Here is an 18886-nt window from a genome sequence, read left to right as displayed (position 1 = left end):
TAACCAATATTATACAGATAAGCATGAATTTATATTCTTATTTTTTCATTGCCTGTGCATCGGCCTTTTGTTTAACGGGCAGGCCGGCTATTGCTCAGGAGACCAAAGTCGAGCCAATAATCATTAAGGCAGAACGCAATATCCTGCTCAGGAGTTTTATTGATCTTGATGGTGGTAAACGGGTTACGCATGCCATTAGCATAGGCAGTCCGTTGCAAGTGCATTATACCTACGATGCGGACAATGGCCAATTGGTACTATTGTGGAAAGGAGGATTTCTGGATGCGACACCAATGTGGCATGATAGGGGCGATGGTTCTTCGCGGCCACTCGGAAAGGCAATCCAGATCGGTGATGCGATACCCCAGATTCAACAGTTAGCAACACTACAAAGTGAGTTTAAGAAAGACACAACCGGGTCAGGCTTCAAACCGAAGGGTTATACACTTGATGCATCAGGTTTGCCAGTGTTTAAATACCGCACCTATGGATTGAGTGTTAAAGATGCGACCAAGGTGATTGATGGTGGCCAGGGGATTCGCCGCGAAATTGAGCCAGAAGGAAGTGCCAATGATTTATACCTGTGTCTCGCCAGGGCAGGCAGGATCGAACCGAAGGGGAATGGTAAATATGTTATTGCAGATAAAGCTTATTCCATTTCTGTTGCAGATGAAGCCGCATTGAAACCTGTCATTAGAACCATACAGGGCACTCAGGAACTCTTGGTTCCATTCCAAGGTAAGATCATTTACACCATTCTTTTTAACCAATAGCCAGATGAGTATTTATTTCAATTATTATAAAAACGGTATTTCGTGCCTGTTGACAATGACATTTATATTGGTGTCAATAAGCTGCTTTGCTCAGGCAGAATCGCCAAAGGAAGAAGATTATTTTAAAATCATGAAAGTACCTGCTCCCGAAGGAGCAATCCTCGAAGTAGGCGGGCTTTGTACGTTGCCTAACGGCGATCTGGGTGTAACTACCAGGAGGGGGGATGTTTTCATTGTGAAAAACCCTTCTTCATTGAAACCAACATTTCAAAAGTTTGCTTCAGGCCTTCATGAAGTACTGGGACTTGCCTATAAAAATGGATCATTTTATTGTGTTCAACGGGGTGAACTCACTAAAATGACAGATACAGACAACGATGGAGTGGCCGATGATTTTGAAACCATATACGCTTGGCCATTGTCTGGAAATTACCATGAGTACAGTTTTGGCCCTAAGCTAGCTGCCGATGGATCTTTTTTTGCAACCCTGAATCTTGGATTTCCGCCAACCTGGTGGAACCCGACAAGTATGGTTCCATGGAGGGGCTGGGCACTCCATATTTTTGAAGATGGAAGAGTAGAGCCCTGGGCTGCGGGTATGCGCTCACCTTGCGGAATTAGTATGATTGATGATCAGCTTTTTTATACCGATAATCAAGGCGATTGGGTTGGCTCCGGAAGTATCATGCAAGTGAAAAAAGGCGCATTTATGGGGCATCCAGCCAGCCTGGTGTGGGCTAAGTTACCACAGTCTCCAATAAAACTGACCACAGAACAGTTCTTTGCTAAGAATGAGACAAAGATGATTTACGACCGCAAGGGAAACAGTGTAAAGCCAGAGAACGATGTGAACGCAAAGGTGGTAACCGAGATGGATATGAAGAAGAACTTTCCTGAACTGCAAATACCTGCGGTGTGGCTGCCTCACGGAATTCTGGGTATTTCAAATTCTGAGATAGTAAAAATTCCTCAAGGCTCTTTTGGCCCTTTTGCTGGCCAGCTTCTGGTGGGTGATCAGGGACAGAGTATGGTTAGCCGTGTGTTCATGGAAAAGATAAACGGAGAATATCAGGGGGCCGCATGGCCTTTCAGAAGTGGATTTCAGTCGGGTATTGTGCGTCTGGCCTGGGGGAAGGATGGATCATTGTTCGCCGGTGAAACCAACAGGGGATGGGGTTCGGCCGGTGAGGCCACAGAAGGAATCCAGCGACTGGTCTGGAACAATAAAATCCCTTTTGAAATGCGCAGCATCAAAGCCATGCCTGATGGATTTGAAATAGCGTTCACCAAACCTGTTGATAAAAAATACGCCTTAGATCTTGCTTCTTATTCAGTGGAAAGCTTTATTTATAAATACCATAGTGTATATGGAAGTCCGCCTGTAAATAGCCAAAAATGCAATGTAAAGGGCGTTCGCGTTTCAACTGATGGCCTCACTGCCCGGATTATTGTAGCCGGCCTGCGCAAAGGATATATTCACAACATTACTTTGGATGGTATTCGATCACAAGAGAACTACTATAGTCTGGTACATCCAACAGCATATTATACTTTAAATAATATTCCGGAAGGGAAAGCGCTTAGCCTTGCAGAAGTAAGTACCAAAAATTCGTCCTCAACTAAAACGCTGCCTTTGGCACAAAGCAAAAAGTCTTCATCAGGTGGGAAAACATCAGTAGTGAAAATTCCAACTTATGAGCAGGTGAAAGGGCTGCTAACTAAAAATACCTGTCTGGCCTGCCACAACACGGATAAACGACAAGTTGGCCCCTCTTTTAAAGAGATTTCCACTAAAAAGTATGCGGTCGAGGAACTAATAAGCCTGATTTATACGCCTAAACCAGAGCATTGGCCGGGTTATTCTACGCCGATGCCGCCAATGACCAATGTTCCAAAAGATGAGGTGAAAAAAATTGCGACCTGGATCAAATCATTAAATAAATAATACATCAATAGTTAAAGAAAATCAATCAATAATATGAAACGATCAATATTAATTGCTGGGATACTCGTAACAAATGCACTGCTCGTTCAGGCGCAGCAATCGGCTAAGCCAGAAGATACGGAAGTATGGACCCCGGTACCTGCAAAGGTAAGCCCGGCTAAAGTGCCTGGAGGAGCGCCTTCAGATGCCATAGTTCTTTTTGACGGGAAAGATCTGGATCAGTGGGTAAACTCCGGCGATGCTGCTTCAGCAAAAAAATGGAAGTTAGCTGAAGGGATCATGATAGTAGATAAGGCTGTGGGCGATCTCCAGACAAAAGAGAAGTTTATGGATTTTCAGCTTCACATTGAATACAGGATTCCAGAAAATATAACAGGAAGTGGCCAGGGCCGGGGTAACAGCGGTATATTTCTGGCTGCTCTTCCCTGGGGTGCCGGCGGATATGAGTTGCAGGTGCTGGACAATTACGACAATAAAACCTACGTAAACGGGCAGGCTGGCAGTCTCTACAAGCAATCACCACCGATGGTAAATGCCTGTTTAAAACCAGGAGAGTGGCAAACCTATGATATCGCCTGGACAGCTCCCCGTTTTAACGAAGACGGTTCTTTACGGTCACCGGCTGTAGCAACAGTTTTTTACAATGGCATTCTCGTGCAGAATGCGACCATACTCAAAGGAGACACACCTTATATTGGCCAGCCAACCTACAGAAAACATGGCGCCTCACCAATTAAATTACAGAGTCATGGAGATAAAAGTGAACCGATCAGCTATCGCAATATCTGGTTAAGGAAATTGTAGCAAGTATCCCTTTGTTGATCGATTTTTTTAATAGAAACCAATTATATCCCTGTATGAGAACCGTAAATTATCTTTTCGGCATCGTAGCAATTGAAATTAACCCTTAGCGAGCGAGTATTCGTTAGATAAAATAAAAAAATATGTTTAGAAAAAAAGTATTGTTAAGTACGGTTTTTGCGATCTCTTTTTTGGGATGTCAAAAGGATGTGGAAGCGCAGACTAAAGTAGATAAATCGAAAGTAGTTAGTGAAAATTTAGTAGAAAAATTCGCAAATGTTTCGCCCAAACTTACCTCCAATAATGCCAATCCTTTATTAGATTTCATGTTTACGGCCGATCCGACAGCTGTAGAATATAATGGAAGAATTTATGTGTACGCCACTAATGATCATCAACAGTATGAGCATGTAGGAAAGGATGGGAAAAATTCATACGAGCGTATCCGTACACTGGTTATGATGTCTACCGATGATATGGTTAACTGGACCTATCATGGTCTCATCAATACTGCCGAACTGGCACCATGGAGTCAGAATTCCTGGGCGCCTTCTATTACATCAAGGCTGGAGGCAGATGGCAAGACGCACTTCTATTTGTATTACTCCAATAGTGGTATTGGCACAGCCATGCTTACTTCCACCTCTCCGGTTGGCCCATGGAAAGACCCATTGGGAAAGAATATAATAGACCGTTCTGTTGCCGGTGTGGATGTTGATGCGCCATTCGATCCCGGAGTTGTGATTGATGACCAGGGTACAGGCTGGCTTACTTTTGGAGGCGGATCACCTAAAACGAAATATATGCCGGATAATGCTAGAATCGTCAAATTAGGAGCAGATATGATCAGTTTGGCCAGCGATGTCGCTAAAATACCCGCTCCTTATTTTTTTGAGGCAAGCGACCTTAACTTTATCAACGGGACCTGGGTTTATACCTATAATACAAACTGGGAAGAACGCACGGAATGGCCTTATAGCAATATCGACAAACCAACCAAATGCAACATGTCTTATATGACCAGTAAAACACCATTAAGTGCGGATAGCTGGAAGTATCGCGATAATTATTTTAAAAATACTGGCGATGATAATGTAGGCCCCTGGACAAACAATCACACTCACCTGTTCAAGTTTAAGGGGAAATACTATATTGCTTACCATGCCATGTATTTACAGGATTATTTTGGCACCAAAGGTGGTTTTCGTAATGTGGGTATCGAAGAAATGCAGGTGGATGAAAAGAATGTGAATTTCCAAATGGGCAAAGCAACTTTTAAAGGTACGGCACAACTTAACCCGTTAAATCCATTCGTTCTTCAGCAGGCAGAAACTACTGCAGGCACATCGGGGCAAGTCCAGTTCGAGGCTGTTGGTAATCCTGGCAATATGGTTGCCAAAGGAAAAGCAGATCAACAATGTATCATGGTACGGGGAGCCGATTTTAGCAAACAGATTCCGGCCAAATTCGAAGCCAGGATGAAAGGAAAAGGTAAAATTGATGTTTATGTAAATAATCTTAAAGGTACGCCTCTTGTTTCCCTGGTATGTGATGAAAAGGAATGGACTACACTTTCAAAGAAAACAGACCTGAAAATAGATAAAGGAATAACGAATATCTATTTTGTGTTTAATGGAGCAGGTTTTTTGTTTGATGAATGGAAATTCATTCGTTAATTCCGATTGCAGGTTTTTAATGTTAATTACAATTAAAATCGGTTAAGAATCAAAAACCAAAATGAAAATATGAAAAAAGGAAGTCCAATAAAGATTAAGGACCTTTAAATTAAAGACAGAACAAATCTTTTTTATCATCCCAATTGATGTGAACCGAGTCATATTAACGAAATCAGGAGAATTTAAAAGATTAAATCCTCTCAGATTATCGTCATTGCAAGAAGGCTTTTTCAGCCGACGGCTTGTCCCGACCTCGGGAAAGCAATCTTTATGACAAGGATCACTAGCATGAAAGATTGCTTCCCGGAAAAAGTCGGGGCAGGCTCTCATTCCTCCTAGCAATGACGACCTTTCTTTTGAATCTGTCAATGGTAGCCTGTCGAAGGACTTGTTTAAATACACTTTAAGGTGTTTCGACAGGCTCAACATGACAGCATCTGAGGTGAAATCGCTTTTATGATACACCCTCTTCAATTCAATACTAGCAGCAGCTCTGCACTGCCCTACATCCCGTCTGATCGCATTGCAAAAACCAATTTTACATGTCTAAAGGCATTTGTTTCACTCCATTCATTGTCATAGTTTAAACCGTAAGGCCAAAAATGCCCGCCTCCGGTGTGTATCACGCCACTCGTGCCATCAAAAATTTTGATAAGTGCTACTGTGTTTGCGCCCAAAAAGTCGCCCGTACCAGTATTCGATGTCCATCCGCTGCTTAGGCCTACACCATAGGTGTGTGCAATTTCGTGCATTGCCGTACGAACATTCTGGTAACTGGTATTTGCACCAAAACGTATGTTCCCGTTTGTACTGCCATCGGCTGTGGGCACACCCGTGTTATATTGCACGGTTAGTGTGCGGGCGGGCCAATTGGCGCCAGCGTTATATCTTGCACAGGCATCATTCATAGCGGTGGTAATTCGGGCGACTACATCAGCCGGTACGCCTGTACTGTTAAGCACCCAATTCAGTTGACCGCCTGCATTGACCGTTAACAAAGACCACTGTTGGTTTTCTCCGCCCGAGTAAGTCCATTGCGCAACATTGGCGCCATCAGCGATTGACTGGTTGGCAACATCGAGGTCCTTACCACTGTTTCGGTTAACGATACGGTAATATCCGTTGCCCAATGAGGTAAATTGCCATTGCTGGTTTGTAGCGCCCGAATAGGTAGATATATTCACATTATCCCCATCAGCTGTTCCCGCCTGGTCTACCTGAAGTCCTTTGGCGCTATGTACCCCAATAATCGAATAGTAACCACCCGAAAGCAGGGTCAGGTTCCATTTTTGATTTGTTCCGCCTGTACCGCCATATTGAGAAACATTCGAGCCGTCAGCAGTCTGAAAACCACCAACATCGAGTACTTTTCCGCTTTTTCGGTTCACGATATAAAAGGTGCCGTTGGTTACAGACAATGGGGTTTCATTTGGCGGTATTGCACCCAGTTTTGCTTTCACCGAAAGCTTATCCGTGCTGTCTGGATCCGGAAGGTCGTTTTTTCTGCAACTGCCAAAAAATAAAACAAATCCGAGCATCAATATGCTGGCTGAGGGTAAAGTAAATGATTTTGTTTTCATAAAATTAGGTAAGAATGAATGAACAGGCATATGAACATGTTCGTTTGGTTATTTTAAAGAGGGCATATGCTACTCGTTTGAGGTGAGTCCCTCTTTTTATGATCAATAAACTATAGTAATCACCTTGTTTTAAAAAGGTTCATTTTTTTAAAACGGTCTGGTTTATAAGGCTTTTGGTTTATCCTGTAATCACATGCCCGTTCCTTACTGCTGCTGCCTAAACAGCGGTAACGATTAAAAGAATTGTAAAAGATACTTCTGGTAGTTCACCAGATTTTTATACTTGGTTGAAACAAATTAACCATAAAAAATGTGCTTGTAGTGAGGGGTAATCTAACCTAAATTAGGGGGTAAATTCTTCGTTTTCCTTTTTTATTACAAGGTGTTAAGCTAAATAAGAAAAAGCAGCCTTTTATAAGCGTCTTTTTTACGTTTATTTTTGATTTAGATCGTGCCGAAATCTGCTTAGGCAGTTCACCGTCAAAACCTTTAATTTCAAGAAAATATATTAGTTTTTTTATGAAGTGAAGCAAAGTGGAGAAGTATTCATCAGAGACTTTTACGGTCTGTTTCTTTTTGAATGTGCGCTCTTACAGGCTGTAGTTCAGGTAATTTTTAGTCTGGCAGAGGACGTTACGTAATATTTAATTTTTTTTAATGGCTTTCTTTTTTAAGCTGTAAAACCATCTGGTAGCGATCGGTTTTACCTAAAAGATTTGCCGACTGCCCAGCTGGAAAGCCAGCGAAAAGGACTGTTTCTGATTACCCCTTCTTTACCTGTTGTTTACCCTTTCTTGCTACCAAGTTAACCCCAGGGTTACCCCAGGCTTACCTATTCTTTACCTTTTGGTTACCTAAAAGGTAAAGCCAATGCCTGTTTTGGCCGATCTGGCACACCGCTTATGGTCATGTTGCCCTTAAGCTGGCTGCCACAAGTGGTCTGGCTGTGGCAGCGCGGGCCAACCTTAACGGTCCATTTTAGCTCATTATCTGTGTAAATTGGTCCAATTTAGCTCATTTTAGCTCAAAATGGGGTGGCAATGCCACAAAGCCGTTAGGTTTGGAGCATGGATTTAAACATAGCGGCATAAACAGCAATCCTTTTATACAAACATTTTCTCACTAAAAAACAAAAATTATGGCAACCAATTTAAAAAAATATAACTGTGCCAGTCAGGTTCCTTCAGCTACAGTCATATCATTAGCTGGCCATCGCAGCGGATATATCGGCCTTTATGGATTTGAAAAACATTATTTTTCTTATTTTAGATTGATTAGAATACTGAAAATTATTTTCCATATGACTAGAAAGCTTTTATTTATTTTGGTGTTAAGCTTAGTATTTAGTTTGAAATCTAAAGCGCAGCACAAATCAATAATTCCATCTGATGTAATTCCGTTTCAGGTAACTGTCGAAAAATCTACCCATAAAGGTAAAAATGCCTTAGCCCTGCAGATAAAAGGTGAAGCTAATGGAGACAATACACTTGCAATTTTAAAGGATATCGAATTTCATAACGGCGTAATTGAAGCTACAATTTGTGGACAACCACTTGCAAACGCTGGAGAATCTGCCCGTGGCTTTGTAGGTATTGCGTTCAGGACGGCTTTAGACGCATCAAAAATGGAGGTTTTTTATTTACGCCCTACCAATGGCCGGGCAAATGATCAATTGCGCAGAAACCATTCCAGCCAGTATATTTCTATTCCGGGATATCCCTGGGAAAAATTAAGAAAGGAAACACCAGGACAGTATGAAGCATATGTAGATATATTGCCTGCAGAATGGATCAAAATAAAAATTGTAGTAAAGGATGAAACTGCCAGGCTGTATGTTAACGGTGCTGCTCAGCCTACTTTAATTGTAAATGACTTAAAGCAGGGTAAAGATATTCGGGGAAGTATCGGGTTATGGATAGGTCCTGGTACGTTAGGCCACTTTACTGATGTTAAGGTAACTAAAGCAGATTGATAAATAGTATATAAATCCCAGCATCGAACCTGTAATTATTTTTGGAATAAATTTATACTGCTTTACACTACATTTTTTGCTTGAAGAGATATAAAACTTTGATAATAAATAATTGAATACAATATAAATAAAACTATTTATAATATTCTGATATTCAGTTGTTTGTGTACGTTGTTTATTTCCGGTACGGTAAAAAGTTCAGAAAATTCCTATAATATTATTTGCCCGCCTCCAACCAGCGATTTAGCGGCAATTGTACTGAATTCCTCTGATTTGCCGACACAAATTCAGTTGATTGGCCATCGCCACTCCTGATAGCTGAAACTCGATGGCGCGGTATGGCTAGATCACTAGATCAACATAAATGTAATCTGAGCATAACTTGCGTGGAGTGCATTTGGCCGATTTGAGTTAAATATAACCGGCAATGCCCAATTGTGGGATATAGATTTTAAATTGTAAAATATATCTTACAAAAAAGAGTATAGAGGGCTTACGATTTTGTCTTTCGAATATATAAACCTGCGATGTCCTATTGCCAAAGGTTAATATTAAAATCTAACCAAAATAAATTAACAGATGATATCATTTAAAATGTGTCATGCCCTCGCTATAGCCTGCTACTGCCCTGCAGAACAGGAAGATGATAGCTGCCATGCTAATGCACTTTACGTTAGATACAACAGATCAGATACTTCTTTCTTTATGCAGGGCCACTCCAAGCCAGCTGTCATGCCTCATTTTTGCAACCGATAAATAATAATTAATAACCTAAACCATAAACTATGATGAACAAGTACTTTTTTATCCTGCTTTCATTTATTTTGAGTGTTTGCCTCTCCGCACGATCACAGACCTTCGTTCACCCGGGCATTCCGCTGTCGGGTTCAGATCTGAGTATTTTGAAGGCCCATGTACAAGCCGGAGACTATCCCTGGAAACAGGCTTACGATCTGCTGGCGGCAGATGGCAAATCGCAGTTGACTTATATGCCAACACCTTATGTTTCCATTAGCCGCAATCCCAATGTCAATCTTCAGCCATGGAGAAACGATATGGTTGCTGCATTTTTTCATGCCATGATGTGGAATTTTACGGGTAATGAGGCACATGCTAAAAAATCAAGGGATATTTTAATGGCATGGGCCACTACCCAAACGGAATTTGGGGGAATTGAGTCCAACCTCGATTTAGGCGATTACGCTTATGCTTATGGCGGTGCCGCTTCCATTCTTCGTGGAAGCTGGAGCGGTTGGACAGCTGAAAATACGACAGCAGTAAAAAATCTGTTTAATAACGTATACTGGCCGAGTACAGGTTGCGCAGGTTATGCTTTAGGGCCGGCTAATAAAGGTACATTGAGTATAGCTGGGGGAGCCGCTATCGCTGCTTTTTCTGATGATCCCGCAAAAATGGCGCATATCGTTCACCTGATGCGGTACATTGGGTCTACTGGATTTAAAAATACACTGCCCAGTGGAGAACATGGGGAAAGCGGAAGGGATCAGGGACACTCCCATGGCATGTGGAGTGGGATGGCTTTTACTGCAGAAGTGTTCTGGAAGCAAGGAATAGACCTTTATTCTGAGCTGGATAACAGGCTACTTTACTTAGGAGAATATTTTGCTAAAACGAATACAGGCAAACCCATCGGATTTGTACCTTTTGGAACCACAGACTGGTATTATCTTACTGCTGCACCCTATGGCTGGGATGGTGGAAGATGGGGTTTAACCCTACTTCACGGTGCCTATAATGTACGTAAAGGGCTCGGTACACCTTACGTATCTAAAAGGCTTAATACCATTCCCGGGCGTTTTGATCTGGTAAATACTTGGTTTTATAAATCTGAAGACAATTCTACCGCTGCGGTTCCGCCACAAACCGAAATTGTACCACCTGCCGGAAAAGTGGGAACAGGCGGCTTAACTTCTCTGGATATCGGAACAGCTTCTCCTTCAGGCAGCAGTTCCTACAACAATAATGTTTGGACGGTAAGTGGAAGTGGTGCAGAGATACTGACGCACTCGGCCGATGCCTTTCACTTCGTTTACAAGGAAGTAACCGGAAACTGTTCTATCATTGCCAAAGTGGAAACGGCAGGAGGTGGCGCCCTGAATGCAAGAGCTGGGGTCATGCTCCGTTCTGATCTTACATCTACATCGGCGCAAAGGATATGGATTGCCATTAAATCCGGTAAGCGGGCCGAGTCGTTTATGCATGGATGGACCGAGGTTAGGGGAGGTTCTAACTGGGAAAAACAGGAAAGGCCGATTCCGCAAGATGCCTACTGGGTTAAGATTGAACGCATAGGTGATGTGATTAATACATACTATTCTCCTGACGGTACAAGCTGGGCTACGGAAGCACAGGGAAGGTTTGAAGGCTTTACAGGCAAGGCCTATGTCGGCTTAATGGTTTGCTCAAATGCAAACGGTGTTTTGAATACTGCTGTATTTAATAATGTAAGTGTTACAGAAGGGCAAGGGGGGATGGTTACCCTGCCCGAAGCGCCGCATTCTATCTACGCATATGGCGGAAATAACCAGGTCCAGCTCAGCTGGCTTTCTTCCTTCGGTGCAGATAGCTATACCGTTAAAAGGTCATCTTCAGAAAACGGACTTTACACCACCATTGCTTCTGGCCTTACCGGAAACAGTTTCTTAGATGCGGGTGTAGCTAACGGACAGACTTATTATTACAAAGTTTGTGCGGTAAATATGGTGGGCACAAGTCCGGATTCACCGGCAGATTCAGACATGCCAGAAGCGCCTTATGTACCTCAAACTGTAGGTTTACAGGGAGGTATTTACCGGATTATTGCCACACACAGCAATAAGGCAGTAGGGGTAAAAAATAGTTCTATTGCCGAGGGGGCGCTGATCGGACAAAGAACTTATCAGTCAACAAGTAATCAGCATTGGACTATAAGCCAGCTATCGGGTACCGATTATAAAATAATCAATCTGCTTAGCGGAAAAGCATTGGATGTGGTAAACAATGCTACAGCTAATGGCGCTATCATCGAACAACGCACCTATTCAGATACCGATCCGGCCCAGATCTGGTTTATTAAAGACAGGGAGAACGGAACTTTTAATATCATCGGCAAACAAAGTCAGAAAGCATTGGAGGTACCAGGTTCAAGTACTTCAGACGGGGCCACGATGAACATCAACAGGTGGCTTGATGGTACAAACCAGATTTTTAGACTAGAGTTGGTTTCTGCACAGGAATTGAATGATGCTTACCTGCAAAAGTTAGCTGAGGCAAAATGGCTCCGCGATTCAACAGCTGTGAGTACAACCAATATTCCTGGAAGATTTCCTGTAACAGCAAATACACAGTTAAGTGACAGCATTACATATGTGCAGCAGCAATATAACCAGCAATCAACCCCGATCGAAATCAGTGGCTTTAATACTGTGCTACAAAACGCCATAGAACGGTATAAAGCGTCTATGTATTACCAAACGAATATGCTGGCCGATGGGAATTATTTCCTTAAACCCCTTAACAATGATTCACTTTGGACCAGAAATGCGACCAATACACCATTGTTTGATGTTGCCAATCCTGATCCATTATTGCAGATCTGGAACGTTAAAAAGCAAGGTAATGGCAGGTATAAAATTATTTGCCTCAGCGCACCATCTGGCTTTAGCAATTATATTAATGAGAATGCGCAGTTTGGTCGTACGGTATCGCCATACCAGGATGTTTGGAATTCCATGAATATTTATTTTAACGGAACCTCTTATGCTGTTCAGCGTGCTCAAACGGCTGGAAATGGTTATTGGTTTATTAACGGTAACCAGGTACAGTCTGTACCTGGAAGTGATAATGACCCGGTTCCATATAACTTTCCTTTCGCTTTTGTACCCGCAGGTACAATTCCCTTAAGCCTGACCGTTGCAGCCGGTGACGCTAAAAATATACTGGAATGGAGTCCTGTTGCCAATTCTACTTACAATATAAAACGGGCGGCTACTCCTGGAGGGCCATATACTACTATAGCAAGCCAGACAAACACTGGTTTCACAGATACTGGTGTAAGTAATGGCACACCATATTACTATATTGTAGCTGCAGCTGATAGTTCAGTTGTGAGTACTGAAGTAGCGGCACTACCAAATGTTGGCCAGCTTGTTAACCTTAAATTTGATGAAGCTGCTGGAACACGCGCTATCGATAGCTGGGGCGCCAACCATGGCACACTGGCTGCTACGGCAAGCCGGGCTAGCGGAAAGGAAGGGACATCGCTAAAACTTGATGGTACAGCAACCTCTTATGCTACATTGCCGACAGGAATTGTCAAAACATTATCTGATTTTACCATTTCAAGCTGGGTAAAGATGGATGCACTCTCTACCTGGATGCGTGTATTCGATTTCGGTACCGGTACTGCACAGTATATGTTCCTTACCGTTCAGCAAGGAACGCCGACTGTAAATGGCGTAAAGCTCTCAACGGTCCGTTATGCCATTAAAAAGAGCGGGACCGAGTTGAATGTAAGTGCCAATTATGCCTTTCCGTTAGATACATGGACACACCTGGCAGTTACCCAATCAGGAAATACCGCTAAGCTGTTCATCAACGGTGCTTTGGTATCAACTAACGCTGCCCTGACGATTAAACCCATGCAACTTACCGTTTCAGGTACGGCTACAGGCACTACGTTAAATTACCTGGGTAAATCACAGTTTAACGATCCGCTCTTTAAAGGCGCTATTGATGAGTTTAAAATTTACAGCAGGGCATTAAGTGACGCCGAGATTGCCCAGAGTGCAAAATCTGAACAGACCATCAACTTTAATGTTTTGCCGGATAAAACGGTTACCGATACGGGCTTTAACGCTGGCGCAGTTTCCAGTTCAGGTTTGGCAATCAGTTATGCCAGTTCAGACACAACAGTGGCAACAGTGCTCAACAATATGGTTCAGATTAAAGGGGCAGGTATCACAACCATTACTGCAACTCAGGAAGGAAATGAGAAATATACAGCCGCAGTACCTGTGGGCCAGACGTTAACCGTGAATAAAGTTGCGCAGACGATTAATTTTGCCAGCTTGACTGCTAAAAGGATCGGAGATGCCGATGTGACTTTAAGTGCAACATCAAATGCTAATTTGCCGCTTAACTATTCGAGTTCAGATACCACGGTTGCAAAGATCGTAAACGATAAACTGCAGGTGGCAGGTAATGGAACTACCGTTATCACAGCACAACAGGGAGGAAACGGAACCTATGCTGCAGCCAGTGTGACCCAGGCCTTCAGTGTGGTTCCCTTTAACATCCAGGTACAATCAATGGATGGTGATAACGGCCAGCTTAGCAATAATGTGATCCGGCCAAATTTCAGCCTGGTAAACCAGGATTCGACCGGGATAAACTACAATGAGCTTACCATGCGTTACTGGTTTACAGCAGAAAATTATGCCGGAATCAATACCTGGGTTGACTATGCCCAAATGGGAAACAGTAATGTGAAGATGAAATATGTACAACTGCCAGATCCTGCTTCAGGCGCCCTGGGTTATATGGAATATAGCTTTATATCCGGAGGAAAGTTAAATGGGAACAGTAACAGTGGGGTAATCCGCACCAGGTTTGCCAATCAGGATTGGTCTGATCTTTCCGAAGCCGATGATTATTCTTACCAGGCCAATACAGGTAGTTACGGCGTAAATAACCACATTACCCTATACCGCAATGGTAAATTGATATCTGGAGCAGAACCAGCGCCGGTACAGGCTACAACCAAACTGAATGTGTTTTATCAGAATCAAAACCTGACTGCAAACAGCAACACCATCAGTGCCTATATTGCCATTAAAAATGTAGGCAACAGTGCCATTGATTATGGCGACCTGACCGCCCGTTATTGGTTTAGCAAGGAAGGAACAGCTGGATTGAATATGACCGTAGATTATGCCAAACTGGGAAATAACAAGATCAAAGGGAATTTTACAGAGGTAAGTCCTTCGCTAGCTGGTGCCGACACCCACCTGGAATTATCGGTCGATCAGTCAGCAGGAAAACTATTTCCCCTAAGCAGTACCGGAAATATCCAGTTCCGCATCAATAAAACCAACTGGTCAGCCTTTAACGAATCCAACGATCATTCGTATTTGCCTAAGGCAGCAATGGACTCAAATGCCCACATCACGCTTTATTACAAAGGTCAGCTGATATACGGAATAGAACCTGCTGCATCTGGTTTCGGCCAACCCGGTAATCTTTCAGGTACACAGCCCCGTACAGGTATAATCCAGGCAGAGCCTTTAGCCCAGGAGTTATCAGCCAGTAATATCATTTATCCGAATCCGGTTAAAGATCAATCTTTCAAAGTAAGACTTACCCCGGATCTCAGAGATCAAAATATTAAGGTAACCATCAGAGACGTGGTAGGCAGTGTTATACAAAGCGGAAGCTATCGTGCTGCAGACCGTGAATTGCAGGTCGGCTTATCAGGAAATTATCGTCTAGGCGTTTATTTTGTATACCTCAATAAACTGGCACCGATAAGATTGATAGTGGATAAATGAAATACCACCAGAGGCCGTCTCATAAGTTAATTATGAGACGGTTTTTTTTATATGATTTTATTTGATTGTCAGGGTAGCCGGACTACATGGTACAGTTATGCGATTTTGTATTTAGTTGGTACCGATAAAAGATGTTGCAGATGGGTTAGGGATCAGTCAAAACCTTTGGGTAAACGGAAAGAGCACGAATCGGAGTCTAAACAGAGTTCTTCGGTTCTCACTGAAGATCAGAAACTGATCAAAAAACTCCAGAAAGAGTTAAAGGATGCTCAAATGGAACGAGATATATTAAAGGACGGGTGGGCATCTTTTCTAAGGGAGACTGGAGATATTCGGATTATAAAGGATTACTGAAAGATATTTCCGGTTGAAAGGATGTGTATTGCATTTGGGCCAGGTAACAGTAGTTTTTATTATGGTTAAGAAATCCTAAACGTAAACGGCTTATAGCAGATATTAATCTTATATATACTTATCGTCTTTAGCGTTTGAAAACAAATCAATAAATCCTAAAATAGCCGCTTAAAAAAGCAATATGACAATAAAAACTCTCTGGTAGGACTATCGCAATTCCAGTGATTAGCAAAGACTAAAATTAAAATGCCAGACTTAAGCGCTAGATTAACTACTCTTTATTGCCCCCATAGAGATTCCATTCCCAGATACCAGGTACGCCATCCAAAATTTTTATTCTCAGATAACGGCATTTGATGTTTAATGGATCAACGTGAGGAGATTGCATTTCTATTTGGCTATGCCCACCATGCTTTTGCCATGATTTTCCGTCCAATGAAGTTTCCAGAATGTAAGCATGACCGGCAGTTGGGCGAACAAAATATATATTGCTTTGCCGTACAGAAACAGTCTTGCCCAAATCTGCAATGATCCAGCGATCCCGGTCTTCATTCGTAGCCATCCAGCGTGAACCATTTGCGCCATCAATAGCAAAGTTGGGGGTAAAATATTCTTCGCGTACAAGTAAAGTGTCTTTCATTGGTTTGATATTTTGAGGGCGGGTCGTACTGGAAGCATATATGTTGCGGATTTGCAGCTGTTTCCGTTTTTTGATCTCTGCCAAGGCACCAACGCCATCTAAATTCAACTCCATCGGCATTATTGTACCGTCATTTGCAAATTTTAATTGATTCACATAAGTCTGGCGGTTGGTGCTTCCTCTCCCAAATTCTAAAAAAGCAAGATAATAATTATCTGTTCCCGCTACATTGAAAACGGAGCCATGACCTGGTCCAAATACCCCTTTACTATAGTTTGTGGTGGCTATTATATCTGTTTTAGGAAAAATATAGGGTCCTAATGGCGAAACTTTGCTCATTATATAGGCATACTGATACCGCTCATCCCCCCCTAAAGTGTATAAGTAATAATAAATGCCTTTTCTTTTAAACACAATAGGCCCTTCAGAATACTGCGTTCTGGGTGTGGAAATTACTTGTATGGCCGAGTCGACAGTAATCATATCAGGCATCAATTTAGCCGCATGCCTGCGGTTCCAGAACACATAGGCCTGCTTATCGTCATCTACAAATATTTCCGCATCAATGCCATCTGGTTTTTTAATCTGTAATAAGGTTGATGGGGTATAAGGTTTAAACCATTCATCCTTGCCCCGGGCAAGGATGAATGGTCCTTCCGGCCGATCTGCTACTGCAGGGTACATATAACCATTAACGGTAGGGTAGATATAGAATTTATCATTTGCCGGAACAACTTTGCTTGGTGCCCAATATAATTCTTTAACAGCCGATGGAAAATAAATGCCATCAAGTCTCCAGTTAACGAAATCTGTTGATTTCCAGAGTACCGGAGGACCTGAAGATTTGAGGCCTTTGCCATAGCCATCGGTTGTGGCGTAACAATAGAAAGTTCCGTTGATTTGCTGAATACTGGCATCTGCAATCATATCAGGGATCAGGGGCTTGCCAAATGGGTTTGTTTTCTGAGCCCTTATTGTAGTTACAACCCCCAATATGAAAATAATGGACAGTAGCGTTTTATTAATCATAGATATGTAATTAGATCTTTTGTAATATATATTCGAATAACTATATTAATGGTAGAACATAAATAATATAGACTGCTTTTCTCCTGTTTATCTTTCTTATCAGATAAATTAAAACTCTTTAACCATGACACGAAGTCTGTTCATTTATACTCTTGTGTTGTAAAGAGGATAAACGAACGATCTACTAACCCGTATTGATATTGTTAGCGCTATCGAATATTATGGTATGACAGAATTGTTAGACACAATAAGAGCGCATTACGGTATAACAGCAATATTGGAGACAGTAGGAGAGGAACTGTATAAACCAGTCTGATTAACCTCACGCCAATTTTAGTGCATAGCGAAATCAGCCATAAATCAGGGGCTTGCTGATTATTTATTTTTGGGAGTTGGGGCAATAAGTCATGGTTTTTCCAGTTTTGCATCAAAATATTGTCAACAAAGAGAAATGTAAGTATATTCGTCCAAGAGTAACAAATAAGTCGTCGTTACCTAATTATTCGTTTAAACTAGTAGCTGTGTCCGTTGATAAAAGCCGTTATCCGTGGTTTGTAAGGAATAAGCAAAGAATCAAGTGGTTGGAAACTTCCAGCGACAAATTTATTTATTTCATCATATCCATTTTCCTGGTTGCACTCGTTCATCTATTGCTAATTCTGCTAGAGTCTGGTTTGCCCGTGGCGGTTTTATATGGCCCTTTGGCATTTTCGGCCTACCTCAGTTTGCAGAAAAAACCTGCCTTCACTATCTTTTTTGCATTGAACATCATTTTTTTTGTCCTACTTAGTTTAGTATATCTGTCTTTGAAAACTCCGTGGGCGATGTTGAATCTGAAAAGAGATTATCTTGATTTTTACTACCTGTTTTATTTTTTGGTGATGATGATCTCGATGGCTGCACATAGTATATTGCCACTTATCACTCTGATGAAAAAAGCAAATGTTGACAATCAAGAGATGTTTTTAATAAATTTCTTCTATTTCAGTATTTTTATTTCAATATTGATTGTTTTCATTTTAATCCGCCAGTTTATATTTCCAAAGATTTTGAATGGATTTGATGTAAATATGCTCATCAATTTGTTGCTTTTTATGGGCTGGTTGATGATCGGCAACTTCATCAGGATGTACATCAGGGATGGAGGTTTGAATTTGAAACTGCATGAAACTGTTGCAACAGTTGATTTTGTTGGTAATGAAACCAATGGAAATAATATCTATTTTGAAAAAGTTGATGCTGTGTTATCCAATGCCGATCTCCTTTGTGACCCTGAGTTCTCACTTGCAGTGCTGGCTGCTAAAACAGGCATTCCACGGTTTCAGCTAACCAATACCTTGAAGGTTTTTTATGACAAGAATTTTTATCAGCTATTGGCAGAGCTCCGTATCCAACATGCCAAAATAAAGCTTGAGGCGGACTTGGATTTAAAGATAGAAGCACTCAGTTATGAATGTGGGTTTAAGTCGAAAAGTGCATTCAACAAATATTTTAAGGAAATTGTAGGAGTGACCCCAAAAGAATATAGGCGTTCGGTTAAACAAAATGTGCCGGTAACAATCTGCTGA

General features: G+C 41.9%; 9 protein-coding genes. 7 read left to right on the top strand and 2 right to left on the bottom strand.

Annotated elements, in window-relative coordinates:
• Positions 1-23 precede the first annotated feature (23 nt).
• The 4 genes from ACN9MR_RS14295 to ACN9MR_RS14280 all read left to right on the top strand — a co-directional run bounded on the left by ACN9MR_RS14295 (position 24) and on the right by ACN9MR_RS14280 (position 5195).
• Complete coding sequence (locus ACN9MR_RS14295) at positions 24-773, top strand: hypothetical protein (RefSeq protein ID WP_426324584.1); 750 nt, start codon at positions 24-26, stop codon at positions 771-773.
• A 4-nt stretch (positions 774-777) separates the two neighbouring features.
• Positions 778-2718, top strand: coding sequence for a c-type cytochrome (locus ACN9MR_RS14290; protein WP_426324582.1), 1941 nt, complete (start codon positions 778-780; stop codon positions 2716-2718).
• 33 nt (positions 2719-2751) lie between these two features.
• On the top strand, positions 2752-3522 hold the full coding sequence (locus tag ACN9MR_RS14285) for a 3-keto-disaccharide hydrolase (RefSeq protein WP_426324580.1): 771 nt from the start codon (positions 2752-2754) through the stop codon (positions 3520-3522).
• A gap of 140 nt (positions 3523-3662) precedes the next feature.
• The gene (locus ACN9MR_RS14280) at positions 3663-5195 is read left to right on the top strand and encodes a glycoside hydrolase family 43 protein (protein ID WP_426324578.1); all 1533 of its coding nucleotides are present in this window, start codon (positions 3663-3665) and stop codon (positions 5193-5195) included.
• A gap of 503 nt (positions 5196-5698) precedes the next feature.
• On the opposite strand, the gene ACN9MR_RS14275 is transcribed toward ACN9MR_RS14280, so the two are convergent.
• Positions 5699-6775: an RICIN domain-containing protein gene (locus tag ACN9MR_RS14275; protein WP_426324576.1), complete on the bottom strand. Its 1077-nt coding sequence runs from the start codon at positions 6773-6775 to the stop codon at positions 5699-5701.
• A gap of 1138 nt (positions 6776-7913) precedes the next feature.
• Between ACN9MR_RS14275 and ACN9MR_RS14270 the strand changes: the two genes are divergently transcribed.
• Positions 7914-8747: a hypothetical protein gene (locus tag ACN9MR_RS14270; protein WP_426324575.1), complete on the top strand. Its 834-nt coding sequence runs from the start codon at positions 7914-7916 to the stop codon at positions 8745-8747.
• A 785-nt stretch (positions 8748-9532) separates the two neighbouring features.
• Entirely contained in the window at positions 9533-15295 is a 5763-nt protein-coding gene (locus ACN9MR_RS14265; protein ID WP_426324574.1) for a cellulose binding domain-containing protein, read from the top strand.
• A gap of 625 nt (positions 15296-15920) precedes the next feature.
• On the opposite strand, the gene ACN9MR_RS14260 is transcribed toward ACN9MR_RS14265, so the two are convergent.
• On the bottom strand, positions 15921-17318 hold the full coding sequence (locus tag ACN9MR_RS14260) for a family 43 glycosylhydrolase (RefSeq protein WP_426324573.1): 1398 nt from the start codon (positions 17316-17318) through the stop codon (positions 15921-15923).
• Between the two features lie 824 nt (positions 17319-18142).
• Between ACN9MR_RS14260 and ACN9MR_RS14255 the strand changes: the two genes are divergently transcribed.
• On the top strand, positions 18143-18886 hold the full coding sequence (locus tag ACN9MR_RS14255) for a helix-turn-helix domain-containing protein (RefSeq protein WP_426324571.1): 744 nt from the start codon (positions 18143-18145) through the stop codon (positions 18884-18886).

Origin of the sequence: Pedobacter sp. R-06, assembly GCF_049913135.1 — a bacterium.
Classification (GTDB): Bacteria; Bacteroidota; Bacteroidia; order Sphingobacteriales; family Sphingobacteriaceae; genus Pedobacter.
Note: the sequence above shows the minus strand (reverse complement) of the source record. Positions and strands in the feature narration are given on the sequence as shown.

Bases quoted from the DNA above. Each gene is read 5' to 3' on its own strand.
- ACN9MR_RS14290 (WP_426324582.1), top strand. From the start codon at position 778: ATGAGTATTTATTTCAATTATTATAAAAACGGTATTTCGTGCCTGTTG.
- ACN9MR_RS14270 (WP_426324575.1), top strand. From the start codon at position 7,914: ATGGCAACCAATTTAAAAAAATATAACTGTGCCAGTCAGGTTCCTTCA.
- ACN9MR_RS14265 (WP_426324574.1), top strand. From the start codon at position 9,533: ATGATGAACAAGTACTTTTTTATCCTGCTTTCATTTATTTTGAGTGTT.
- ACN9MR_RS14285 (WP_426324580.1), top strand. From the start codon at position 2,752: ATGAAACGATCAATATTAATTGCTGGGATACTCGTAACAAATGCACTG.
- ACN9MR_RS14295 (WP_426324584.1), top strand. From the start codon at position 24: ATGAATTTATATTCTTATTTTTTCATTGCCTGTGCATCGGCCTTTTGT.
- ACN9MR_RS14255 (WP_426324571.1), top strand. From the start codon at position 18,143: ATGTTGAATCTGAAAAGAGATTATCTTGATTTTTACTACCTGTTTTAT.
- ACN9MR_RS14260 (WP_426324573.1), bottom strand. From the start codon at position 17,318: ATGATTAATAAAACGCTACTGTCCATTATTTTCATATTGGGGGTTGTA.
- ACN9MR_RS14280 (WP_426324578.1), top strand. From the start codon at position 3,663: ATGTTTAGAAAAAAAGTATTGTTAAGTACGGTTTTTGCGATCTCTTTT.
- ACN9MR_RS14275 (WP_426324576.1), bottom strand. From the start codon at position 6,775: ATGAAAACAAAATCATTTACTTTACCCTCAGCCAGCATATTGATGCTC.